The organism is Halomonas caseinilytica (genome assembly GCF_001662285.1).
GTDB classification, from domain to species: Bacteria; Pseudomonadota; Gammaproteobacteria; order Pseudomonadales; family Halomonadaceae; genus Halomonas; species Halomonas caseinilytica.
In genome coordinates this window covers 119517-144851 of the sequence record NZ_BDEO01000007.1, presented here as the reverse complement: position 1 = coordinate 144851, position 25335 = coordinate 119517, and the positions used below count along the sequence as shown (strand labels likewise).

The following is a 25335-nucleotide window of genomic DNA, read 5'->3' as shown; positions in this document are numbered from 1 at the left end:
GGAGCTGGGTGCAATGGAAAGAGGATTCATGCCGCGCAAGCGAGCTCGTGCCGTGGTATTGGGAGCATTGCTGCTGGCCTGTGCTGGACCTGCCCTGGCGGATGCCGAGAAGCTCGAGGCAGATCTGCGTGCCTTGTTCGCCGACCAGCCGGGAGAGCTGACTATCGGAGATATCTCCGAGAGCATGCTGGGCGGCGAGACCCGTGCCGAGGACCTGGAGTACGTCAGTGACCGGGGCGGGCGAGTGCATGTCGATCGCTATGTCGTCGAGGGGGATTACGATGATCCCGACCGAGTGGTCCTGGAGGGCCTGAGCGTCACCGAGGAGAAGGAGGACGGCCAGGCGGGGACGATTACCGCGCGCCGGCTGGTGGTCGTCGAGCCTTCTCGCCCGGTGCTTTCGCCCCGGGGTGTGCTGGCCGATGGGCTCGAGGCCGCCGAGCTGACGGCCGAAGGGCTGGTGATCGAGCGCAGCGGTCGCACCGTGCTCGGTACGGCCGGGGAGCGCGCGCGCAGCGTCACCAATCCTCGCCTGACGGTCGAGCGCTTGCATGCCAGGGATCTTGCCCCGGATACCATCGGTAGCCTGGAAGCAACCGATATCGCCGGCAGCGGCGAGTCCTTCGGCGAGATCGGCGATGGCAAGTTCACGTTGGGCGTCCTGAACATCGAGGGATTGCACGACCTGAAGAGCCAGGCCGAGGCGCGGGCCGACCGCATGGAGCTGAAGAATCTGAATATCGAGGCCCAGCGCCTGGCGGCGACGCTGGATCGCCTGCTGGTCGAGAGCGACATGTCGGATGGTGCCGGCGGCCTGTGGCTGGAATCGCTCGATCTTGATCTGGCGCGCATGATCGAGTTGGCGCCGGCCGAGAAGCGCACTCGTCTACGCATGATGAGCAATGTGCTCACCGGCGGCAGCGGTCAGCTTTCGCTCGATGCCGCCTTCGATGGGCAGTGGGAAGCGCTGGACGATACCCGGGCGATGCTGCTCGGCAAGAGCCGGGTGACCGCCGATGATGCCTTCCGCTGGACCTTCGACAGCGAGACCCCGGCCCGTCTGCCGGAAGGTGCGGATCCGGCGAGCTATTTTGCCGAGGTGGATGGTCTCGATGATGTCACCTTGCTGGGCGGCGAGGTCGAGACGACGTTGACCGATCTTGGTCTGTTCGGTCGTCTGCCGGCGGTGATCGCGACCAGCCAGAGCATGAGCGAGGATGAGTTCATGGCGCAGGCGCGTACCCAGGCCAAGGGACTCGGCAGCCTGTTCGGTCCGGAGTTCGCCACACTGCTCGGTGGTCTGGTCGACATGATGGAAGGCAAGGCCAGTGAACTGGTCGTGCATTTCACCCTGCCGGAAGGCGACGAGCAGGAACTGGACGCTCTGGCCGACGACCCGCTGGTGCTGCCGAGCAAGCTGTCGATGCAAGTGCACACCCGCTGACCGCGTGGAAGGTGCCTTCAGAATTTCTCAAGCGCGCATGAGAAATGATGCGCTCAACCATGACGGCCTTTCATGTGAAAGCCGTCATGGGCTGGGGTATGATGAGCGCCTCCGATTTTCCCGTGATGCGAGGTCTTGCGCCGATGTTCAGCCGTGATATGCAGATTGCCGGTTTCGATGATGCCCTGTTCGATGCGATGCAGAAGGAGAGCGCGCGTCAGGAGGCTCACATCGAGCTGATTGCCTCCGAGAACTACGCCAGCCCCCGGGTACTCGAAGCCCAGGGCAGCCAGCTGACCAATAAGTATGCGGAAGGCTATCCTGGCAAGCGCTACTACGGTGGCTGCGAGTATGTCGATGTCGTCGAGCAACTGGCCATCGACTACGCCAAGGAACTGTTCGGCGCAAGCTACGCCAACGTCCAGCCGCACTCCGGCTCCCAGGCCAACGGTGCCGTCTTCCAGGCCCTGGTCAAGCCGGGCGATACGGTGCTCGGCATGAGCCTGGACGCCGGTGGTCACCTGACCCACGGTGCCCGCCCCAACTTCTCCGGCAAGCACTACAATGCCGTGCAGTACGGCATCGACGAGAGCGGCCGCATCGACTATGACGAAGTCGCCAGGCTGGCGCGCGAACACCAGCCGAAGATGATCATCGCCGGCTTCTCTGCCTACTCGCAGATCATCGACTGGGCCCGTTTCCGCGAGATTGCCGATGAGGTCGGCGCCTATCTGCTGGTCGACATGGCCCACATCGCCGGCCTGGTGGCCGCCGGTGTCTATCCGAGCCCGATGGCCCATGCCCATGTGGTGACCACTACTACCCACAAGACCCTGCGTGGCCCCCGCGGCGGCCTGATTCTCTCCAGCGAGAATGACCCCGAGATCGAGAAGAAGCTGCAGTCTGCTGTCTTCCCCGGCGGGCAGGGCGGTCCCCTGGAGCATGTCATTGCCGCCAAGGCGATCTGCTTCAAGGAGGCCATGGAGCCCGACTTCAAGGCCTATCAGCAGCAGGTGGTGAAGAATGCCCAGACGATGGCCAGCGTGTTCATCGAGCGCGGCTTTGATATCGTCTCTGGCGGCACCGAGGACCATCTCTTCCTGCTGTCGCTGGTCAAGCAGGGCCTGACCGGTAAGGACGCGGACGCCGCCCTGGGGCGTGCCCATATCACCGTCAACAAGAACGCCGTGCCGAACGACCCGCAGAGCCCCTTCGTGACCTCCGGGTTGCGCATTGGCACGCCGGCAGTGACCACTCGCGGCTTCGGCGAGACCGAGTGCCGCGAGCTGGCCGGCTGGATCTGCGATATCCTCGACGTCATGGTCAAGGGTGAAGACACGGCTGCCATCGAGGCCGAGGTGAAGGCCAAGGTTGAACAAGTGTGTGCTCGGCTGCCCGTATACCGGTAACAGTCTGTTAGAAAATGGTACCCTAAGACGCCCTGCTGGGCGTCTTTCTCGTTTCAGGGTGCCCATTTGCCGGGTGTGCCTCGTGGCGAACCGAAGAAGACAGGGCGCCGTACCCTGCCACCAGGCAGGGCTGCGGAACACCGGCAACCGGCGGCAACAGACAAGCTGGCACCGATGAGCGTCGGTGCTTTAAGGGTAAGAGATTCAGCCCGGAACAATCTCCGGGCGGTAGCGTGCAAACCTGTGTTAGCTCTTGGGCTGAAGACGTCGTACTCGTTCGGGTATGGAAACTCAAAAGTCGGCGTTTATCCGTTTTTGTCGCTCCAATCTGCAGCAGCTTTTCGGTTGTCAAATGGCCTTGGAAAAAGCGACGGATATCAACGGCCAGCATTGCTCAATCAATTGCGTAACCATCGAAGCTACAAGATGGTCCCATCCTTACTGAAAGTTTAGCCTCTAAGATAATATTCAACGAATTATGCCTATCAAAACCTTGTGTGTATTCGGTACGCGCCCGGAGGCGATCAAGATGTCACCGCTGGCGCTGTCATTAGCCAATGATCAGCGCTTTGATGCAAAGGTATGCGTGACTGGGCAGCATCGCGAGATGCTTGATCAAGTACTGGATCTTTTTTCTCTTGCCCCCGATTACGATCTGAATATCATGAAGCCTGGCCAGGACCTCACAGACGTGACCACGGCCATTCTGCAGGGCATGAAAAGCGTACTGAGCGAGGTAAAGCCGGATATCGTACTGGTACATGGCGATACAGCGACCACTTTCGCCACTACCTTGGCTGCCTACTACCAGCAGATTCCCGTGGGACACGTGGAAGCCGGTCTGCGCACGGGAAACATCTACAGTCCTTGGCCCGAAGAAGCCAATCGCAAGCTCACCGGAGCCTTGGCCGAGCTGCACTTCGCGCCCACTGATCGCTCTAGGCAGAACCTCCTGGAGGAGGGTGTTGTCCCGACGAAGGTGCATGTCACCGGCAACACCGTGATTGATGCGCTACTGGATGTGGTTCGTAAACTCGAGGACAGCAGTCGCTTCCAACAACAGTTTTCCACACAGTTTGATTTCCTCGACGCTGATCGCAAGTTGATCTTGGTGACAGGACACCGACGAGAGAGTTTTGGTGGCGGTTTCGAGCGTATTTGCCAAGCGCTTCATGATACAGCAGTGAGCCATCCTGACTGTCAAATCGTCTATCCGGTGCACTTGAACCCGAATGTACTAGGGCCGGTCAATCGGCTACTCTCGGACATCGACAATGTCCACTTGATTGAGCCTCTGGATTATCTGCCCTTCGTTTACTTGATGAACCGCGCCTATCTGATTCTGACTGATTCCGGCGGTATCCAAGAAGAAGCCCCGTCGCTTGGCAAACCGGTGCTGGTGATGCGAGAAACAACTGAGCGTCCGGAAGCCGTACAGGCTGGCACCGTAAAGCTCGTTGGAACTGATGTTGATAAGATTGTAGGTGAGCTAGATAGCTTACTCAAGAACAAGAAATCCTATGAAGCAATGAGCTATGCCCATAATCCATATGGTGATGGGAAAGCCTGTCAGAGGATCATGGAAGTACTGGCGAATCGGTAATTTTACTCCCCATTCATTAAAATAGTTGTCGAGAACTCGGTAAATGGAATTCAATACTATTTCGGTAATTGGCTTAGGGTACATCGGTTTACCTACTGCGGCAGTCATCGCTTCACGGCGAAAACAGGTCATTGGTGTAGATGTTAGTGAGCATGCTGTCGATACGATCAACAGAGGTGAGATTCATATCGTCGAGCCCGAGCTCGATATCATAGTCCACGCTGCCGTGGAACAAGGTCTACTGAGGGCGACGACGTCCCCCGAGCCAGCAGATGCATTTCTCGTTGCTGTACCTACGCCTTTCAAGACAAACCCTGAATATACCAGCCATGAGCCGGACCTCACTTATATAAAAGCCGCGAGTGAATCTATAGCACCCGTGCTCAAGAAAGGTGACCTGGTCATTCTAGAATCGACATCGCCTGTCGGTGCCACGGAAAGTATGGCCCAATGGCTCGCCGAAGCACGACCAGACCTGACTTTTCCTCAGACTCATGGTGAGGAATCGGATATTCGTATAGCACATTGCCCAGAACGTGTGCTCCCTGGCCATGTTATTCGTGAGCTTGTGGAAAATGATCGCGTTATTGGGGGGATGACTACCAAGTGTTCTCAGGCTGCTACGGATCTCTACAAGATCTTTGTGGAAGGGGAGTGCATTACGACGACGGCTCGTACCGCTGAAATGGCAAAGCTAACCGAGAATAGCTTCAGGGACGTCAATATTGCATTTGCCAATGAGCTTTCCATTATTTGCGATAAACTGGATATCAGTGTCTGGGAATTGATCCGACTGGCCAACCGACATCCGCGTGTAAATATTCTCCAGCCCGGTCCTGGGGTGGGAGGGCATTGTATCGCTGTGGATCCATGGTTCATTGTCAGTGAGACACCAGAAGAAGCGAGACTGATTCGCACAGCCCGTGAAGTGAATGATGGGAAGCCCCAGTGGGTAGTCGACAAGGTCAATGAAACTGTCGGTAAGTACTTGAAGGAAAATCCCGACAAGACTGCCAGAGATGTGACCATTGCCTGTTTTGGGTTAGCCTTCAAACCCGATATTGATGACCTGCGTGAAAGCCCGGCGTTGAAGATTGCGGAAACCATTGTGGCGACCCACCCAGGTCAGTCGTTGATCGTGGAGCCGAATATTAAATGTTTGCCAAGTGGTACATTGGATAGCGGAAGTTTGGTTGACGAGAAAGTCGCTTTGGATACGGCTGATGTGGTGGTATTATTGGTTGACCATAAAGAATTCAAACAGGCTGCTGTTGGGAAGACTAGGCCTGATTATCTTGTCGATAGTCGAGGTGTTTGGGTGGGATAGGACGTTGAGAGGAAACTCGAAAAAAACTATCTGGAAGGCCTGAAAGCTAGGTAAAATGTGTAAGAGCTAGTGCTTATGTTTTGTGAAATGTGAGGTTTTTATACATCTGTTGGTAAGTTTTTTTGATGGCGTTTCAGTTTTTTGATAGATTTTTATCTACATATCTCGGGGATGCGCTCATGCCTAGGGCTTGAAAGGTTTGGTTTTTAATGTTCCTCATTTCGAGAATGCGTAGGTAAGGAATGGCAAGACGTTACGAATTCTCTGATAGAATGTGGGGGATATTGTTTTGACTTATAAGCCAATGCACTATTTATTGCCTAAATGAGCATGAGATTTCTTTTGGCCTTTGCTCTGGTGTCTAATGGGGTGAAGTGGTATGACGCTTTGGAAAACGGTCTATAAGTCCGGCAATTGAAAGGTTGTACTGAGAAACTGGGCCTAGGCCGCGATGAGTTTCGTTGCCAGAACGAAATATAATTAGTCAAATCTCACAAGTTATTCCCTTTTGTTTTAATAAAGCATGTCATACCGATCCTGAAAGCATCGATTGTTTGAGTGCTTATGAAGCAGATGTCCTGAAACAGATCCTTGTTGGTTGTTCCAAAATCGCAAAAGTTTTTAAGTGAGTTACCTGGGGAGTTGTAATCGCGCTTCAGGATATCGCCAGGAAGAGGAGGGCGAGGCCTCAGGTGGGGTTAGTCAAACGATGTGCGTGTAAGAAAATATAGTCCAGCTTGAGAGCTCATAAAATAATAGGTGATGGTTTGGCCTTTACGTTATCGTGGCGATGGAATGGAAAATGATTTCGTCTCAGTCACTGCCTTTTGCAAAGAATTTTTCGGTACATTGGTAGGCCTAGTATTGAGTTTATAGGCTTGAGATTTATGTTTGGAAGAGATGTCTGGCGTGGATAAGAGTTCTTCAGTGACCAAGGGAAGCGAGATGAGTCGTGATGAATCTAGCAGAAAGTCTCTTAGGGAAGAGATTGTTGAACTGCGGGCTGAAAAAGAGTCTCTAGAAGAAGAATTGAGATCGTTGCGTTCTCATCTATCTGCGTCGGAGAATCAGATAAAAGCAATTCGAGGTTCTGTTACCTATAGGGTTGGCTCTTTAGTTGTGAATTCAAGAACACCGCGAGGCCTTGTCAGGCTTCCGTGGCGGTTGCTGAAAATTTACATGGAGTATAAGTCAAGGCAGAGCAAGAAGATCGGGCAGGAAGTGGGCGGGGAGCCTGAAAGGGAAGAAGATCTTGTTGATAACCGGCCGGTATACGATCAGCTTTGGGTGGGGTTTTACGATTCGGGAAGGAAAACCGAATCGCTTGAGGTTGACGCCTTTCAGAAGAACTTTCTCGAGAGTAAGCAGCTGAGTGCTGCGGCTGGTGAGGTTTTCGAATTTTTCCTTCCGTTTGATAGTGGGCTTCCTCCCTTTTCACTCGATGAAGAGTTCTCCATTACTGTAAATGAGCTGACGCGGAAGGGAAAGGTCCTTTGCTCTCGAGAACTTAAGTCCCCTGTCAATAGCTATCGTTCAGCCCATGCATATATAGGGAATGATTCCTTGGGCTTGTCCTTTGTCCATCATGTATCGAGCTCATCGTGTGATGGACTGAAGCTTGAATTTAGAATAAGTGATAGCGGTTCCCTTGATGAGGGCGCCAAAAAGTTCTCTGAAGTTCGATATCGAACGTTGTCTCCAGGCGTCAGCGTCATTGTTCCCTGTTATAAGGGAGAGGGAACTATTATTCGCTGCTTGAATTACTTGGCGAACCAAACGCTGGAGAGCGAAAGGTATGAAGTTATTGTGGTGCTGAATGGCTATCCAGATAGTAGCGAGAGCCTGATTGCTGATTTCATGAAGCAATACCCAGATCTGGATGTGAAGGTGTTGAAAACCGAGGTTCCCAGTGCAGGAAATGCAAGAAATCTGGGCCTCTCTTCAGCAGTCTTCGAGTATACGACATTTGTTGACGATGATGATTTCGTATCAGAGAACTACCTCGAGAGCATGTGGAGGGGTGGTTCTTACGATCACATCTCAATTGCTTCGGTGTTGGACGTGGATGCGTCTGGTGAAGTCCACGATAATGTTATAAATCAGCAGCTCGAAAATGCAAAGAATTACAAAGCATGCCGGTATGCTGATATCTCTTCTGTCTTGACCATGAATGCCTGCAAGATGCTTCCTACAAGCCTGGCATCTCAGCTCTGTTACAATTCACAACTCCGTAGTGGTGAAGATGTCTGTTATTTTACACGTTATATAACTCGCTTTTCTCCTGGTATAAACCTTTCGCCTGTTAGATCTAAAGCGACTTACTATCGCTTCCTCTCTTCTCAATCCGTGTCTCGGCAACCAGCCTCCTTTGATTTTAATGTTGAGCAACGACTAGGGGTCATACAGTCGATTGATAGGTGCCTGCCCTTTGTTGGTGATAAGGAAGGCAGGGAGTTTCTTGTGTCAAAGATTATGGCACAATCTAGTTTCATGCAAACCTATCTTGAGAATCATCGAGATGAAGTAGGGCGATATGCATCTCTTGTGCAAATGGAGCCTGTCAATTTCAGATATGATAAGCATGTTGCATCTAGTCTGAGCGAAGTCATTGTTTACTCGTACTGTTTTGCGCCATATGTTGATACAGCTGGAATTGTGATGGCCAAACGGATTCGCGAAGAGGGCGTCCCCGTAGATGTAGTGTGTAACACCATGGCAGGCGTCAGGGATGTTGATGACAGGCTTGACAGAATTACAGCAGGACTTATTGGTCGACAGATTACAATTAACGGACGACCGAGCTTCTCTAGCTGGCCTGAGATAAAGCATTTTGCAGATAATGCACAGAAGTCAGTGCTAAAGATTGAAAAATCGAGAAAGCCCTATCAGGTTATTTATAGTAGGGCGATGTGGGTCGCATCACATTTTGCAGCCGTGCTCCATAAGATTCGGGAGCCTGACGTTGTCTGGCGAGCTGAATTTTCTGATCCGATTCTCAGGGATGTGAATGGCAACGATCGAGATGTTGAGTTGGAGCTCGGTTGGCTAAAAAGTAGTGGCGTTCTTACTGCTTTGTCAAAACGAGGTATTGAGGTTCCTGAGACGAAAAACCTTTTTTTCTGGTGTGAGTTTCTAGTATATACCTTGGCGGATGAGATAATATTCACGAACGAGAACCAGCTTCAGTACATGTTGTCATATTCTGGGTTGACATCTGAAGAAATTTCATCTGTGAAGGCAAAAAGTGTAGTTCAGCATCATCCAAGCCTGCCCAAAGAGTTTTATAACATATCAAACCCCATGTATGAGCTGGATGAAGATGTTGTGAATATTGCCTACTTTGGTGGGTTTTATGCAACACGGGGGTTGTCAGAAATATTTTCGCTCCTGAGTAAGTTTAGTGGGTCTCTAGGAAGGATACATTTCCATGTGTTCACGTCGGATAGAGAGAAGGTGCTTTCTGAAGCGTTGTCGCTAGGTATTTCCAGGAATGTTTCTGTAAATAGTTATGTTGCCTTTGTCGATTTCTTGGCATTGACGAACCAGTTTGATTGTCTCCTGGTGAATGATGCCATCACTTCTGAAGTGAAGAGTATTAACCCTTACCTCCCTTCGAAGTTGAGTGATTACATGGGAAGTGAGTCAGATGTTTGGGCTGTTGTCGAAGAAGGAAGTGTTTTGCATAAGATTAGTGATTCCGATGAGTCTGGGCGCATTCTCATGTCAAGGAGTGGTGATCAGGAAAGTCATATGGATGTGATGCATAAACTTCTGGAAAGGAAGTTTGGGGATGCCTGACAGAAGCTTTTTCTATTTGACGTTAACTTTTTTGAAGTGGGTTGTTGTCCCCTATAAAAGGGTGTTGGCCATTTCCCCCTATTGCCTTGTTGGCTCTGCGGTTTCAGCCTTGGTGTCGCAAATGGCGATGGTCGTATCCTTTTTTCTCCCGCTGAAGGTGGTTTTTCTGCTTAATGCGGATGAAGTCCCTTCGTATATTGCCCATGTGTTTCCAGGAGTCACTCTTGGAGAGCTTCTGGCCATTTTGGTGGCCGTTTCCATAGGGTCATACTTTGTATTTCTCGCTGCGAATCGATATGCAGAAACTCTGTCGTCAAGGGGTGGGAATGAAGTTGTTGCATCATCCTCTAAGTTGACACTTTTTTCCGATCAGGATGAAGTTGCAAGGAGAGCCTATCATAGGTTTGGGAGCCTGTTGGCGGGGCTTTTCTTTCTTGTGGTTTCATTGTTGCTGTTTTGGTTTTTTTATCATGCATTGTTTTGGATAGTGGCGCTTTTGCTTGTTGCCTGCTTCCTTTTTGTGGCACTGGCCTTTCGGGTTAGTGATAGGGTAGTCGAGAGTTTTTCTACTTCCTTGCACTCTTCCGTTTCTCAGGTTTATGGGGTGTTGTTTCTTTTTGTATTTGGGTTGATGGTTCTTCATATCATCTATCTTGGTGAGGTGAATGTTTATCTGTCTCTTGTTGCGGTTCTTCTCGTTCGTCAGCTTTTTCAGAGGTTGACGAATTCTACCCTGGACGCTGTCCTTCTTTTTCGGCAAAAAGAGAAGATTAACGCTCTTTTTTTACGGGATCATGCGCCGGTTACCTCTCTTAATTCACGTGAAGAACCCTTTGTCGAAGTCATTGGCTCCGCGGAATCCTTCTTCTGGACGAGCACGCTTGATGATGTCATGAAAGCACATGGGGCTCTGGGTACAGGAGAAGGGGTTCCTCGAGTTGTCTTTTTGCAATCATCAATCGTTGATATTGTTCTTTTCTTGATTGTTTATGATTCCAAGAGATTTTTGCTTAAATTATATGCAGGAAGGCACCACCTGTTGTCCGTTCGGGAATGTGATCTGTTGACGGGGCATGAAGAAACCCTTCCTTCACTGGATCTTCTTTTTGTCTCAGAGGTTAGGGGGTTTAAAGCTCATTTTTATACTATCCCTGAAGGAGCAGAGGTGCCAAGCTTTGTGGAATTTAAAGAGCGTCGTGACTTGTTTAGGAGGGAAAGCTTTAGCTGCTTGCCCGATGATGAAATATTAAAAAAATATTTTCGATCTCACCTTCTGCTTCCTGATAGAGTAAAGGGGTGGTATAGCGCCTTGTCACTTAATGTTTTTTCTTCTTCCTTGGAAGGGTGGGAGGCTTCTGACTTTATTGCTCATGTTGTTGCCGTGCTTGTTGATCTTCCTCTGCATTATGTGACTCCGGATGTAACGAATGACTCGTTAGTCACTGTTGGCGATGAAGTGGTTTGCCTCCATTGGGAGCGATGGAGTATTGAGCCTGTCGGCTTTGGCCTTTCGGTACCCGAGTTGGAGGTTGGACATCTTCAGAAAGTGCTAAGCTCTTCTCGGCATAATGATATAGATTGGCATGCCGTGCGCTTGTGTGGACTGATCTCTGTGATCGAAACGCATATCAATAACCAGAAATTTAAAATGGCCAGTGACTTTGTGGTACTGGCGAGGCAGTGTCTAGAGGAAATAATGGGGAAGAAAGGATCTTCCGCTAAGTGATGTTTAGGAATGGATGATGAGTTGGAGTTTTTCTGTGATTTTTTGGATATGAAATGACGCAACAAAAGGTGATGGCTTTTAAGGTGCTGGAGAAGCAGTCTTTTGGGAAAGCTTTTTGTTGAAAATTGTTGTCAGGTTATGGCGATGCCGTGATGTGTTCAGGTGTTGAAAGTGGTGGGTCTTTTTCGGAACTGCAAGAACCTATGAGGCTCGTGAAATATCAGTGGGTAGACGCTTTGCAGCTTCGGTTTGAAAGATATTGAAAAGGTGCCGTTTGAAAGTTCTTTTGCTGACATTTTATTTTCCGCCGGATTTGAGTGCGGGATCATTTCGAGCACAAGCTCTCGTCCAGGCATTACTGGACCAGCTTCCTGACCATTCGAGCCTGGATGTAGTCACGACATTGCCTAACCGTTATGCATCGTTTTCGACGACTGCGGTCGAGTATGAAGAAAATGCCAACCTGACGATTCATCGTATACCATTACCTTCCCATAAAAGTGGAATGCTGGACCAATCTCTGGCTTTTCTGTGCTATGCCAGGCGGGTACTGAAAAAGACTCGGAGGGAAAGTTACGATATCGTTGTAGCAACGTCATCCCGACTGATGACAGCGGTGCTCGGGGCATGGGTTGCAAAACGATGCCGAGCCAAGCTGTATCTGGATATTCGGGATATCTTTATCGAGAATCTTCCGTTCCTCCTTCCGCGCGGTTCGCAGTGGCTCGGTATGCGCTTCTTCGGCGCATTGGAGCGTTGGGCTGTGAGGCGGGCGGCGATCGTCAATCTGGCATCACCGGGGTTCGAAGGTTATTTCGCACCACGTTACCCTTCCCAATGCTTCACTTGGCATACGAACGGGGTGGACCCGGTTTTTGCAGACTGGGCAGCTGGTTCTTTTCCTAAAAATCCTTCGATAGATGCGGAGGAAAGTTCTTCGTTTTCTCCGGTGGAGAAAGGGCGATTAAGAATTCTCTATGCGGGAAACATTGGAATGGGGCAAGGGCTTGACCGTATTTTACCTGGGTTGGCGAAGCGCCTGGAGGATCGGGCCGATTTTATAGTGATAGGAGATGGCGGGCGGCGTGCGCTGCTTGAGAAGGTCTTGAAAGAGAAAGGTGTAAGAAATGTAGAGGTCCGATCTCCAGTAAAAAGAGATCGGCTCTTGGAAGAGTATCATGCCTCAGATGTGCTTTTTCTTCACTTGAACGATATGCCTTGCTTCGAGCGGGTGATTCCATCGAAGATATTTGAGTATGCGGCGACGGGGAAACCGATATGGGCTGGGGTCTGTTCCTTCACTGCTCGCTTTTTTCAGAAAAATATCACCAATATCGCTGTCTTTGAGTCATGCAATGTGGATTCTGCCTTGGAAGAGTTTGGTCGCCTTTCACTAGAGGCGTGCTCGCGCAATGAATTTGTAATGGATTATCGGCGGGATGTTATAATGAAAAGGATGGCGAGTGATATTGTCGGAATGTTGTAGGGTTTCTTGTGGTAGCGGTGAGTTTATGATTTTCTGATTTGTATAGAGTTGAGGCGTTGTTTTTTGATGCAAGGCGATAGAAATGGAAAAGTTATAACGGAGCGTTTTCCCGCGCAGGTCTTTGTTCCATTGGTAGATGCAGGCGGGGTGATGGGCTCCGGTTTTTTGGCGTATTGCATTCGCTTTGGATCGACCGATGTGCATGATCGCTTTCTGCTTGGCATGCTCATTATCGCTGTCTTTGTCGTGATGGCGAATTTTATTGATAACGCCTATGTGAGATGGCGAACGACCCGGCTTTCCAGCATTTTGTTTCGCCTTCTTTTTATCTGGATTGTCGTGACGCTCCTGGCAACGTCGATCATCTACTTGGCGGAAGCTTCCGTCCGCTATTCCCGGCTGTGGCTGGGTATGACGCTGCTCTTCTCGTTTTTGGTATCTGCCGGTTTTCGTGTGCTCGTGATGATATCCTTGAAACGGGCACGAGCCTCGGGGAAGAACCTTCGTGGTGTCTTTCTAGTTGGTCCACAGGATAATCTGCTCAACGTCGCACGCGGAATGCGTCGGTCGCCGGGGGAAGGTTTTGCCATTTCGGGGGTGCAGCGCCTGGGAGCGGCACCGGATGGGGCCTGTCTGGCAAACTTGGCGCGTCGTGTGGAAGCATCTGGGGCAAGAGAGGTCTGGCTGTGCCTGCCCCTGGAAATGGGGGGAACCGTACGGGAGATCATGTTTGCCTTGCGCCATCAAACGGCTGAGGTGCGCTTTCTTCCCGAGTTTCAGGATATGCAGTTGTTGAACCATCGCGTCAGCGAAGTCGCAGGTCGTTTTTCTATCGACTTGAGCGTCACTCCCATGACGGAAACGGCACGCTTTTTCAAGCGGGTGGAAGACATTGTGCTCGGGAGCCTTTTTCTGTTGCTGTCGTTGCCTCTATGTGCAGTTATCGCGATCATTCTCAAATGCCAGTGCCCTGGCCCCGTTTTATTTAAACAATATCGTGCTGGGGTCAATGGGGAGAGGTTTGAGGTCTATAAGTTTCGCTCCATGGAAGTCCACGAGGAGCCCAATGGTCATGTGACCCAGGCGCGCCGAGGTGATCCTCGTGTGACCAAGTTCGGCGCTTTCCTCAGGCGTACGTCCCTGGATGAGTTGCCGCAATTTTACAATGTACTGCAAGGGCGGATGTCAATTGTCGGCCCAAGGCCTCATGCGCTTGTGCATAATGAGCATTACAAGGATCTCATAGAATCTTATATGAAGCGCCATAAGGTGAAACCTGGTATTACTGGCTGGGCTCAGGTGAATGGGTTTCGCGGTGCGACGGATACAATAGAGAAAATGGAGAAGCGAGTCGAACATGATTTATGGTACATTGACAACTGGTCACTTTTACTCGACCTGAAAATTATCTGGTTGACCATCTTTCATGGTTTTGTGCATAAGAATGCTTGCTAGTGATACGGCATGATGGGATGTCCTGAAGGCTGAAGTTGGCCTTCTCGTGACTCATCGCCGCTTGAGTCGGTATGACAGCAGGCGTTTCAAGGCGGAGGTGCCATTGGCATCTCCGTTTTTGTAGGTAGAAAAAGAAGCACTCGACTCCCGAACGGTGGCGCATGATGCCAGTGTCGGGCATGCAACTGGGCGCTTCGACGCCAAGCCGTTACAATACGGCGACACGTCACTTCTTCAATCAATACTGGGTGATCGCTATGCACTGCCCCTTTTGTGGCGCCAATGACACACGAGTGACCGATTCACGTCTGGTAGCGGATGGTGATCAAGTACGTCGTCGACGTCAGTGCGCAGGGTGCAGCGAGCGTTTCACCACTTATGAAACCGCCGAGCTGGTCATGCCGAGGGTGATCAAGTCGGATGGCTCCCGGGAACTTTTCGACGAGAGCAAGCTGCGTGCCGGGATGCTCCGTGCCCTGGAAAAGCGGCCGGTCAGCGCCGAGTCCATCGAGGCTGCCGTCGAGCGCATTCGCCAGACCCTCAGGGCCCGTGGCGAGCGCGAGGTGCATGGCCGGGATGTCGGCGAGGAAGTGATGCATGCGCTGAAGCGCCTCGATCAGGTGGCCTATATTCGCTTCGCTTCGGTGTACAGAAGCTTTCAGGATATTGACGAGTTTCGCGCCGAGATCGATCGCCTGGCCCAGGAGCCCAGCTTCCGGCCCGATGAATCGGGAGAATCATGATGTCGCCTACACCGCCCGAACGCTGGATGGCGCGCGCGCTCCGGCTGGCTCGCCATGGGCTCTATACCACCGCGCCCAACCCTCGTGTCGGTTGTGTCCTGGTCAAGGAAGGGCGAGTCATCGGCGAAGGCTGGCATGAGCGTGCCGGCGAGCCCCATGCCGAGATTCATGCCTTGCGTAATGCCGGTGAAGCGGCGCGTGGAGCCACGGCCTATGTTTCCCTCGAGCCATGCTCTCACCAGGGGCGAACCGGTCCTTGCGCGGAGGCATTGGTCGAGGCTGGGGTGGCCAAGGTGGTCGTGGCCATGCGCGATCCCAATCCCCTGGTGGCAGGACGTGGCATCGAGCGCTTGCGTCGAGCGGGGATCGAGGTCGAGGAGGGCGTGCTCGAGAATGAGGCGCGCGAGCTCAATCCCGGCTTCATTGCGCGCATGGCCCGGGGGCGCCCCTTCGTGCGCATGAAGATGGCGATGAGTCTCGACGGACGCACGGCGATGCGTTCCGGCGAGTCTCAGTGGATCACTGGCCCGTGCGCCAGGCGTGAGGTGCAGCGCCTACGGGCACGCTCGAGCGTGATCATGACCGGTGTCGAGTCGGTCATCTTCGACAACTCGCGGCTCACCGTGCGCGCCGAGCAGCTCGAACTGGACAATGCCGAGGCGATTGCTACCCGCCAGCCGCTGCGCGTGGTGGTGGATTCCCGCTTGCGCTTGCCGCTGGCGGCGGCCTGTCTGCGCGAGCCGGGACGCACGCTGGTGGCGACGGTCGAAGGCTATGATGGTGAACATCGCGAGCGGCTCGAGCAGGCCGGGGCTGAGATCGTGGTGCTGCCGGCAGAGGAGGGTGGTCGTGTCGACCTGACCGCCTTGCTGTCGCATCTCGCCACTCATGAGTCGGCCAACGAAATACTGCTGGAGACGGGTGCCACCCTGGCCGGGGCGATGCTGGATGCTGGCCTGGTCGATGAGATGCAACTGTTCGTGGCGCCGACCCTGCTCGGCGGCGAGGCCCGACCGCTGTTCGAGCTGCCTGGGTTGACGCGCATGGACGAGCAGCGGCCACTGGAGATTCATGATATCCGTGCCGTCGGTGACGACTGGCGGATCATCGCCTCTCCTCGGCAACGCGCCCGGGAGGCGACGTCATCCTGACGCCATGCCCGCATCCATGCGCCGATTTACTGGCGCCGGCGTTCCTGCCACGGTACCCTGACGCGGTTTCGAATCGGGCGACGCCCGATGGCGACGCCCGCGTCTTGCCGGTGCGACAGCCGCCACGCTCAATTACGGAGACTCCATGGTGCACTCCTCTTCCCGGGGCCTGTCCCCCATTCCAGAGCTGATCGAGGATATCCGCCAAGGGCGGATGGTGATCCTGATGGATGACGAGGATCGCGAGAATGAAGGCGATATCATCATGGCCGCGGAGAAGGTCGAGGCCGAGCACATCAACTTCATGGCGCGCCATGCCCGGGGACTGATCTGCTTGCCGATGACGCGCGAGCGTTGCGAGCGCTTGCAGTTGCCCCTGATGGTCAACGACAACGGTTCCGGTTTCGGTACCAAGTTCACGCTTTCCATCGAGGCTGCTGAAGGTGTGACTACCGGCATTTCGGCCGCCGATCGAGCACGCACGGTCCAGGCGGCGGTGGCGCGTGATGCCAGGGCCGAGGATATCGTCCAGCCTGGGCACATCTTTCCGCTGATGGCCGAGCCGGGCGGCGTGCTGCGGCGTGCCGGCCACACCGAGGCGGCCTGCGATCTCTCGGCCCTGGCCGGGCTGGACCCCAGTGGGGTCATTTGCGAGGTGATGAACGAGGACGGCAGCATGGCCAGGCGGCCGGAGCTGGAGCGCTTCGCCCATGAGCATGGCCTGAAGATCGGTACCATTGCCGATTTGATCCACTATCGCATTCACAACGAACAGACCGTCGAGCCCATGGAAGCCATGCCCGTGCAGACGCCGCACGGCGAGCTGACCCTGCATGTCTTCCGGGACAGCATCCAGGGCGCGCATCACCTGGCCCTGGTCAAGGGTCAGCCGAATCCCGAAGCGACTACCACGGTGCGCGTCCACCTGGTCAACGTCATGCGGGACCTGCTGTCGTTGCAGAAGGGCGAGCACGACAGCTGGGCGGCTCACGAGGCGGTGGCCGAGATCGCGAAGGCCGAGCACGGCGTCTTCGTGCTGCTCGACGACGGCCGTCCCCGTCAGGATCTTCATGAGTTGCTCGACCTCTTTCTCGAACGCCGCCGGGCGCCACGTACCACCGACTCCGATGGCGCGGGCAATTACCTGACTATCGGCACCGGCTCGCAGATCCTGCGTGACCTGGGCGTCGGACGCATGCGCCTGCTGAGCTCGCCCTGGCGCTTCTCGGCGCTTTCCGGTTTCGACCTGGAGGTGGTCGAGCAGGTCGAGCCCGACGGGATATCGACGCACGATGACGAGGGCGGCATCTGAACGCCCCGCGTCGGGTATACGCAAGCGCGCTCTCTCGGGGGCGTGCATGATCGGATTCATCAGGAAAGAACCATGCAACCGATTTCTCAAGTCGAAGGAAGCTTCGTCGATGTCGACGGCCGCTATGTGATCGTGGTCGGTCGTTTCAACCATCATGTGGTCGATAGCCTGGTGGAAGGCGCGGTGGATAGCCTGGTGCGTCATGGCGTGGATGAGGCGAATATCGATATCGTGCACACGCCGGGTGCCTGGGAGCTGCCGCTGGCCGTTCAGCGGGCGCTGCGGGTGGCGCGCCCCGATGCGGTCATTGCCCTGGGCGCGGTGATCCGTGGTGGCACGCCGCATTTCGAGCATGTGGCCGGTGAGTGCAACTCGGCCTTGAGTCGTCTGCAGCTCGAGTTCGAGACGCCGGTGGCCAATGGCGTGCTGACCGTCAACTCCATCGAGCAGGCCATCGAGCGTGCAGGCACCAAGGCCGGCAACAAGGGCACCGAAGCGGCCATGGCAGCGATGGAGATGGTCTCGCTGATGCGCTGTTTCGACACGTCCTCCGACGGAGGCGAACAATGAGCGGACGCGAGCGCGAGCCTTCCAGGGCTCAGCAGTCCCGCCGTGCCGCTCGCGAGCTGGCCGTCCAGGGGCTGTACCAGTGGCAGATGACCGGCAAGTCGATCGCCGTTGTGGAGTCCGAGTTCCGTGGCCAGGTGGCCGACGAGGACATGGAGGATCACGAAAACTGGCGCAAGGTCATGGAGCTGGCCGACCTGGCGATGTTCCATGAGCTCCTGACGGGCGTGGCGCGCCACCATGAGGAGATCGATGGCCAGCTCGAACCTGTCCTTGATCGTCGTCTCGAGGATCTGGATGCCATCGAGCTGGCCATCCTGCGCCTGGGGACCTATGAGCTGTCGCATCGTCTCGAAGTGCCGTACCGAGCGGTCATCAACGAAGGTGTCGAGTTGGCCAAGGCCTTCGGCGCCACCGAGGGGCACCGGTATGTCAATGGCATTCTCGACAAGCTCGCCGCCCGGTTGCGTGCCTCCGAGGTCGAAGCGCGTCGTCGCTGAAGGCTGTTGACCGGATGCATAGCGAATTCGATCTGATTACCCGCTTTCTCGCCCCCGCTTCGGCCGGTTCCGAGGCCGGTGTCGAACTGGGGGTCGGCGATGACTGCGCCTTGCTCGAACCCACGCCGGGTGAGCGGCTGGCGGTCAGTGTCGATACCTCGGTGGCCGATGTGCATTTCCCCGCCTCGGCGCCTCCCCATGCCATCGGCCACCGGGCGCTGGCGGTCAGCCTCAGCGATCTGGCGGCGATGGGGGCTCGTGCCCGCTGGTGCGTCATGTCCCTGACCCTGCCGGAAGCCGATGGAGACTGGGTGGCGGACTTCGCCGACGGTTTCCATGCGCTCTGCCGGACGACCGGTGTCGCGCTGACGGGAGGCGATGTGAGTCGCGGCGAGCTGGCTGTCGGCGTCACCGTGATGGGGGAAGTGCCGCCGGCCATGGCGCTGACCCGTGCCGGTGCCCGACCGGGCGACTGCCTGGCGGTCACAGGGTTCCTGGGGGGCGGCGCCGGCGGCCTCGCTCGCTGGCGGGAAGGCGAGCGCGACCTTGCCACCCCCTTGCTGCGTCGTTACCTGCTGCCACAGCCAAGGTTGGTGGCGGGCGTGGCGCTTCGTGGGTTGGCCAGCTCGGCCATCGACATTTCCGATGGCCTGCAGGCGGATCTGGGGCACCTCTGTCAGGCGTCTGGCGTTGGCGTGGTACTGTCGCCCGATGCCCTGCCCTTGGCCGAGGGGCTCGTCGAGGCATTGGGTGAGCCGGGCGCGCGACAGGCGGCATTATGCGGTGGCGATGACTATGAACTTCTCGTGACCCTGCCTCCGGCCTGCCTCGAGGAGGCGCAAAGGCGCCTGGCGGCGCAGGGTCTGCCACTGACGGAAATTGGCCGCATCACCGCCGAGCCAGGGATGAGTGGCGTCGAGGCATCGACGTCTCCAGGCTGGCGGCATTTCCCAGGAGAGGCGCCATGAATCGAGCCCCGCAGAGCGTCTGGCGTCGCCCGGCCCATTTTCTTGCCTTTGGCTTCGGCAGTGGCGCCGTGCCCTTTGCCCCGGGGACGTTCGGAACCCTGGCGGCGATCCCCTGTTACTGGCTGATGTCCGAGCTGCCGTTGGGATGGTACCTGGTCGTGGTGGCCGTGACCTTCCTGTGGGGCATCTGGTTGTGCGACAAGACATCCCGGGATCTGGGGGTCCACGACCACTCCGGCATCGTCTGGGATGAGTTCGTCGGCTACTGGCTGACCATGACTGCCGTGCCCTTTTCCTGGGAGGCTGCCCTGTGGGGCTTCGTTGTCTTCCGAGCCTTCGATGTCTTCAAGCCATGGCCGATTCGCTGGGCCGACCGACGCGTCGCCGGTGGCTTCGGCATCATGATCGACGATGTGCTGGCCAGCATTTACGGCTGGAGTACCATGCACCTGTGGTTCTGGTTGCATTGAATGGCTAAGTGCTGGAGCCTGGCGGCAGGACTCGGATGATGTCGTCGCGACAGGGCATCGCGAGAGGGACAAGGAGCGGGGAATGCGCAAGGAGCGGTTGATCGTGCCGGTGATCGTGGTCGTGGCCGTGGCCTGGGCCGTGGCGCAGACGATCGCCAGCCTGATGTTCGAACGCGAACTGGCGCGGGCCATCCGGGACCTGCAGGCAAGAGGCGAGTTGTCGATCTGGCGCAGCGAGACCGATCAAGGCTGGCTCACCTCGACGGGCGTCATCCATGTGGCGCCCTTGTTCGGTAATGGCTGGCACCTGGACATTACCTACCGAGCCCGTCATGGCCTGCTGAGCACTCGGATGGATGGCTATCTGCAGCAGCATCTGGAGCGTACCGGCCAGGCGCGAGTCGAGGTTGCCCGGACACCGCCGGCCTGGGAAGCACGCTATCACCCGCTATCCGGGACCTTCGATGGTGCCCTGGAATTGTCGCCTCTGGTCCTGAGGCAGGAAGATCGCACCTTGTCACTGCATGGTGCTCGGCTGACGGTGCAAGGGGAATTCGGTGACTGGAAGTTGCGGGCCCTTTTGAACTCGGCGCGTCTCGACGATGGCAATACCACTCTCGAAGCGGGACCGGTGACGCTGGAGAGCCGGTATGCCTATATCGATGGTGCCTATCATTTCACCCAGCGGGATCTGCTCAAGATCAATGGCCTTCGCTGGCGTTCGCCGAGTCTCGAGCTGGACGCCGATGAACTGGTGCTGCACAGCAGGACCGAGCTCGACGAGCAGGAACTGCGTGTCCGGGCTGAGCTGGCGCTGGGCGAGGTGATGTCCGCCGGCCAGGTGCTGATGGAAGGCCGCGTGGCGGGTGAGCTGTCGCGGATCAATGCCGATGCCGTGCGATCGTTGCTGACGCACCTCAAGGCGGAAGCCGCCCGAGGGAGAACCGATGTGACCAGCCGCGATCTGCTGTCCCTGCTGGCGCCCGACATTCGTGCCCTGATGCGTGATTCCCCCCGCCTGGACCTTCTCGGGGTCGATCTGGATAGCCCGATGCTTGGATTGTCCCTGGCGGGGGAGGGTGCCTTGATCTTCGATGGTCGCGACCTGGACGAACTCGAACCGGAGGCGCTGGTGGACCGGGGGGGGCGCCGTGCCTGGCTCGAGCGTCTCGATGGCGATTTCCTGTGGCACGATCTGCCGGCGGTGGTGGCGCTGTGGCTGGGGCTGCCATTGGACACCGATGACCTGCAGGTCGATGTGGTGAGGGGCAAGGTCCGCATCAATGGTCGTCCCTTGCCTCCCCTTTCCGAACGCTTGCCGTGACTTGAAGTTCGTCACCATCGCCCGCATTCCGACATCATCACGGGATCGAACGTCCCGTTCCTTCAGGATGAGGTGCGCATGAGCGACGACAACGAGCAAGGTTTCGAACAGGATGGCCTGGAATGGGTCCAGGCCGACGAGAAGGACGACGCGTTCCAGCCCGGCAGCGGTTCAGGGCAGGCCGTGGTTCCGGCCAGTGACAGCCTTCCCGAACGCGTCTATCTGCTGCCGATCCACAATCGCCCCTTCTTCCCGGCCCAGGTGCAGCCGCTGGTGATCAATCGCGAGCGCTGGGAAGAGACCATCCGACGCGTTGGCAATACACCGCACCATATGGTGGGGCTGGCCTTCGTCGGTGAAACCGGCGTCGAGGAGCTGAGTCACGAGGATTTTCCTGAGGTCGGCACCGCGGTCAAGGTGCACAAGCTGCAGGGGGAAGACGCGCAGCTGCAGTTCATTGCCCAGGGCATGCGTCGTTTCCGCATTCAGCGCTGGCTTTCCAAGAAGCCGCCGTACCTGGTCGAGGTCAGTTATCCGCGCGAGCCGGTCGATGCCGAGGATGACGAGACGCGTGCCTACGCCATGTCGTTGATCAACGGCATCAAGGAACTGTTGCCGATCAACCCGCTCTATGGCGAGGAACTCAAGCATTATCTCAATCGCTTCAGCCCGCATGAGCCGGGGCCGCTGACCGACTTCGCCGCAGCCATCACCTCGGCCAAGGGGCCGGAGTTGCAGGACGTGCTGGCTACGCTGCCGGTGATCGAGCGCATGCAGAAGGTGCTGCCCCTGCTGCGCAAGGAAATCGATGTCGCCCAGTTGCAGACCGAGATCAGCGAGCAGGTCAACGCCCAGATGCAGGAGCGCCAGCGGGAGTTCTTCCTGCGCGAGCAGCTCAAGGTGATTCAGCGTGAACTGGGCATTTCCAAGGACGATCGGGAAAATGATGTCGATACCTTCCGGGCGCGGCTGAACGACAAGGTCGTGCCCGAGCGTGTCATGGAACGCATCGACGATGAGCTGGACAAGCTCTCCGTTCTGGAGACCGGCTCGCCGGAATACGGCACCACGCGGCATTATCTCGACTGGCTGACCTCGCTGCCGTGGGGCGTCACCAGCGACGATCAGCTCGACCTGGCACATGCCAGGAAGGTGCTGGACCGCGATCATGATGGCCTCAAGGACGTCAAGGAACGCATTGTCGAGTTTCTTGCCGAGGGTACCTTCAAGGGGGATGTCGGCGGTTCCATCCTGCTGTTGGTCGGCCCGCCCGGCGTCGGCAAGACATCGGTGGGGCGCTCCATCGCCGAGGCGCTGGGACGCCAGTTCTACCGTTTCTCGGTGGGCGGCATGCGTGACGAGGCCGAGATCAAGGGCCACCGTCGGACCTATGTGGGCGCCATGCCCGGCAAGTTGGTCCAGGCCCTCAAGGAAGTCGAGGTCGAAAATCCGGTGATCATGCTCGACGAGGTCGACAAGATGGGACAGTCCTTCCAGGGCGATCCCGCCTCGGCGTTGCTCGAGGTACTCGATCCGGAACAGAACATCGACTTCCTCGATCATTATCTGGACGTGCGGCTCGACCTGTCCAAGGTGTTGTTCGTCTGCACCGCCAATACCCTGGATTCGCTGCCGCCTGCCTTGCTCGATCGCATGGAGCAGATCCGGCTCTCCGGCTATATCGCCGAGGAGAAGATGGCCATCGCCAAGCATCATCTCTGGCCCAAGCTGCTCAAGCGCGATCATATCCCCAAGAAGCGCATCAACCTGACCGATGCTGCCCTGCGCCAGGTCATCGAGGGCTATGCTCGTGAAGCGGGCGTGCGTCAGCTCGAGAAGCAGTTGCACCGCATCGTGCGCAAGGCGGCGGTCAAGCTGCTGGAAAACGAACAGCAGACCATCAAGGTATCGGTGAAGAACCTCGAGGACTTTCTCGGCGCGCCGACCTTCCGCAAGGAGAAGGTCATGAAGGGCGAGGGCGTGGTCACCGGCCTGGCCTGGACCGCCATGGGCGGGGCGACCCTCTCCGTGGAGGCCGGCAAGGTGCATGCCCTGGATCGTGGCTTCAAGCTGACCGGCCAGCTCGGCGAGGTCATGAAGGAATCGGCCAATATCGCCTACAGCTATGTGCTGGGCCACCTCGGTGACTACGGCGCCGAGCCCGACTTCTTCGACTCGGCCTTCGTGCACCTGCACGTGCCCGAAGGCGCCACCCCCAAGGACGGGCCGTCGGCCGGCGTGACCATGACCACGGCCTTGCTGTCGCTGGCGCGCCACGAGCCCATCGACAGGCCGCTGGCAATGACCGGGGAGTTGACTCTCACCGGCCAGGTGCTGCCGGTCGGCGGGATCCGCGAGAAGGTCATCGCCGCCCGACGCAGCGAGATCTTCGAGGTGATTCTGCCCGATGCCAATCGTCGCGACTACGAAGAGCTGCCGGATTACCTGCGCGAGGGAGTGACGGTGCACTTCGCCAGCCATTATCGAGACGTGGCCAAGGTGGTGTTCGGCTAGTCGACCACGAAGCGCAAACCGAGAGCGGCGGGCTGGGGCGAGCGATTCTCCCCGGCCCGTATCGGTAGTGCCTAGCGAAACTTTTCCATTGTCTCGCGATAGTCGGTGAAGGCGTCGCGGCGTTGCTCGATCCGAGAGAGGGCATTGGTGTCGCCGCTTTGTTCAGCGACCTTCTTGGCCACGTCCAACTGTTCGATGCCCCGATCGATATGGCCGGTGAGCTGCAATTGCTCCGCCCGGGCGAGATGGCCCCAGGCCTGTCGCTCGCTATGGCCGGCGGCTTCGGCGAGCAGGGCGAAGACCTGGGGATCTTCCGGGCGTCGTCCGGCCAGATCATGCAGTACCCGATAGGCCGCATCGGGGTCGCGCTGGAGCAAGGCCTCACCCAGTACCAGCGTGGTGGGGACATAGCCCGGCATCAGGCGCAACTGGTGGCGGCTGCGGGTGATGGCATCGTCGATGCGGCCGGCTTCCAGGGCGACCTGGGCGGCCGTGGCCGGCAGCATCGCCAGATCGGGATGCTGGCGTGACAAGGCATCCAGCGTCTCCAGTGCCTTGCCGGCATGGCCCTGCTCGGCATCGATCAATGCCCGCAGATAGCGGCTTGCGTCTTCAGGCACCGAATCGCGGCTCTGTCGGGTGAGGGCCTGGCGGGGATCCCGGTCATGGATGGCCAGCAGGGCTCGGGCACGTACCAGCTGATATTCGAGACTGTCCCCTCGGGTGACATCGGTATGCATCTGGTCGACGCGCCCCTGTGCATCGCTGATGCGCGATTCCGTCACGGGATGGGTCAGCAGGAACTCCGGTGGATTGCCGCCCTGCAGGGCGATCATGCGCTGCATGGTACGGAACATGTCGACCATGGCCTGCGGATCGTAGCCGGCGCCCGCCATGGTCTGCAGGCCGGCGCGGTCGGCCTCGCGCTCGAAGCGCCGGGAATAGGCCAGTTGATCCTGTATGAAGGCAGCCTGAGAGCCCATGGCGGCGGCGATGCCGGCGTCACCACCCCCTCCGGCAGCGATCAGCATGCCGGCCAGCATGGCTGCCATGGCGGGGATCTGTGTCTGCTCGGCACGGGCCTTGCCACGGGCATAATGGCGTTGCGACAGGTGCCCGAGCTCGTGGGCGACCACCGAGACCATCGGCGCCTCCCGATCGGCGAAGGCGAACAGGCCGGCGTTGATGCCGATCACGCCCCCGGGCACGGCGAAGGCATTGAGCTGATCGCTGGCGACCAGGGTGGTGATCGGCCGGATGCCGCTGAGCTGGCTGTAAGGCAACAGGCGCGCCACCAGGGAGTCCACGTACTCTCGGGTGATGGGGTCTTGCCAGATGGGCGCGCGGGCCCGGAACTGGCGCAACCAAGCTCGGCCGAGACGAACTTCCTCGCCGCTGACGGCCTGGGTGTTGCTGCTGACCAGGCTGGGCAGCTCGGGCGGTTCAGGCAGTTCGAGATCGAGGGCGGCACTCGAGGGTGCCGGTGCCAGACACAGGGCGACGATGCCCAGGCAGGTTAGGTAACGACGTTGCATGGC

Annotated in this window: 18 protein-coding genes; 17 read left to right on the top strand and 1 reads right to left on the bottom strand. The window is 56.8% G+C overall.

Going from position 1 to position 25335, the window contains the following annotated elements; translation table 11 throughout:
* The first annotated feature begins 28 nt into the window (after window positions 1–28).
* The 17 genes from HSDC_RS08375 to lon all read left to right on the top strand — a co-directional run bounded on the left by HSDC_RS08375 (window position 29) and on the right by lon (window position 23797).
* Window positions 29–1444 carry a hypothetical protein gene (locus tag HSDC_RS08375; RefSeq protein ID WP_064699772.1) on the top strand — a complete coding sequence of 472 codons (1416 nt, stop codon included), beginning with the start codon at window positions 29–31 and terminating at the stop codon, window positions 1442–1444.
* A gap of 143 nt (window positions 1445–1587) precedes the next feature.
* Complete coding sequence (gene glyA, locus HSDC_RS08370) at window positions 1588–2853, top strand: serine hydroxymethyltransferase (protein ID WP_064699771.1); 1266 nt, start codon at window positions 1588–1590, stop codon at window positions 2851–2853.
* Window positions 2854–3337: 484 nt separating this feature from the next.
* A complete protein-coding gene (gene wecB / locus HSDC_RS08365; protein ID WP_280168493.1) occupies window positions 3338–4456 on the top strand; it encodes a non-hydrolyzing UDP-N-acetylglucosamine 2-epimerase in 1119 nt (372 codons plus the stop codon).
* A 43-nt stretch (window positions 4457–4499) separates the two neighbouring features.
* Entirely contained in the window at window positions 4500–5783 is a 1284-nt protein-coding gene (gene wecC / locus HSDC_RS08360; protein WP_064699482.1) for a UDP-N-acetyl-D-mannosamine dehydrogenase, read from the top strand.
* Window positions 5784–6692: 909 nt separating this feature from the next.
* Window positions 6693–9581, top strand: coding sequence for a glycosyltransferase (locus tag HSDC_RS16450; RefSeq protein WP_170862761.1), 2889 nt, complete (start codon window positions 6693–6695; stop codon window positions 9579–9581).
* Window positions 9574–11307, top strand: a complete 1734-nt coding sequence (locus HSDC_RS16675) for a hypothetical protein (protein ID WP_137055245.1) — start codon at window positions 9574–9576, stop codon at window positions 11305–11307. Before HSDC_RS16450 ends, HSDC_RS16675 begins: the two co-directional genes overlap by 8 nt.
* Before the next feature lie 274 nt (window positions 11308–11581).
* Window positions 11582–12793, top strand: a complete 1212-nt coding sequence (locus tag HSDC_RS16445) for a glycosyltransferase family 4 protein (RefSeq protein ID WP_073292088.1) — start codon at window positions 11582–11584, stop codon at window positions 12791–12793.
* Between the two features lie 66 nt (window positions 12794–12859).
* The gene (locus HSDC_RS08350; protein ID WP_064699480.1) at window positions 12860–14248 is read left to right on the top strand and encodes an undecaprenyl-phosphate glucose phosphotransferase; all 1389 of its coding nucleotides are present in this window, start codon (window positions 12860–12862) and stop codon (window positions 14246–14248) included.
* Window positions 14249–14505: 257 nt separating this feature from the next.
* Window positions 14506–14991, top strand: a complete 486-nt coding sequence (nrdR, locus tag HSDC_RS08345; RefSeq protein ID WP_064699770.1) for a transcriptional regulator NrdR — start codon at window positions 14506–14508, stop codon at window positions 14989–14991.
* The gene (gene ribD, locus HSDC_RS08340; protein ID WP_082919997.1) at window positions 14988–16142 is read left to right on the top strand and encodes a bifunctional diaminohydroxyphosphoribosylaminopyrimidine deaminase/5-amino-6-(5-phosphoribosylamino)uracil reductase RibD; all 1155 of its coding nucleotides are present in this window, start codon (window positions 14988–14990) and stop codon (window positions 16140–16142) included. The genes nrdR and ribD overlap by 4 nt, the downstream gene beginning before the upstream one ends.
* 145 nt (window positions 16143–16287) lie before the next feature.
* Window positions 16288–17454, top strand: a complete 1167-nt coding sequence (gene ribBA / locus HSDC_RS08335; RefSeq protein ID WP_064699478.1) for a bifunctional 3,4-dihydroxy-2-butanone-4-phosphate synthase/GTP cyclohydrolase II — start codon at window positions 16288–16290, stop codon at window positions 17452–17454.
* A 72-nt stretch (window positions 17455–17526) separates the two neighbouring features.
* The gene (gene ribH / locus HSDC_RS08330; protein WP_064699477.1) at window positions 17527–18024 is read left to right on the top strand and encodes a 6,7-dimethyl-8-ribityllumazine synthase; all 498 of its coding nucleotides are present in this window, start codon (window positions 17527–17529) and stop codon (window positions 18022–18024) included.
* Window positions 18021–18521, top strand: a complete 501-nt coding sequence (gene nusB / locus HSDC_RS08325) for a transcription antitermination factor NusB (RefSeq protein WP_064699476.1) — start codon at window positions 18021–18023, stop codon at window positions 18519–18521. Before ribH ends, nusB begins: the two co-directional genes overlap by 4 nt.
* A 14-nt stretch (window positions 18522–18535) precedes the next feature.
* Window positions 18536–19489, top strand: a complete 954-nt coding sequence (thiL, locus tag HSDC_RS08320; protein ID WP_064699475.1) for a thiamine-phosphate kinase — start codon at window positions 18536–18538, stop codon at window positions 19487–19489.
* Window positions 19486–19959: a phosphatidylglycerophosphatase A family protein gene (locus HSDC_RS08315; protein ID WP_064699474.1), complete on the top strand. Its 474-nt coding sequence runs from the start codon at window positions 19486–19488 to the stop codon at window positions 19957–19959. The genes thiL and HSDC_RS08315 overlap by 4 nt, the downstream gene beginning before the upstream one ends.
* 82 nt (window positions 19960–20041) lie before the next feature.
* A complete protein-coding gene (locus HSDC_RS08310; protein WP_064699473.1) occupies window positions 20042–21283 on the top strand; it encodes a DUF945 family protein in 1242 nt (413 codons plus the stop codon).
* A gap of 78 nt (window positions 21284–21361) precedes the next feature.
* Complete coding sequence (gene lon, locus HSDC_RS08305) at window positions 21362–23797, top strand: endopeptidase La (RefSeq protein WP_064699472.1); 2436 nt, start codon at window positions 21362–21364, stop codon at window positions 23795–23797.
* Between the two features lie 71 nt (window positions 23798–23868).
* On the opposite strand, the gene HSDC_RS08300 is transcribed toward lon, so the two are convergent.
* Window positions 23869–25332: a M48 family metalloprotease gene (locus HSDC_RS08300; protein WP_064699769.1), complete on the bottom strand. Its 1464-nt coding sequence runs from the start codon at window positions 25330–25332 to the stop codon at window positions 23869–23871.
* Window positions 25333–25335: the final 3 nt, after the last annotated feature.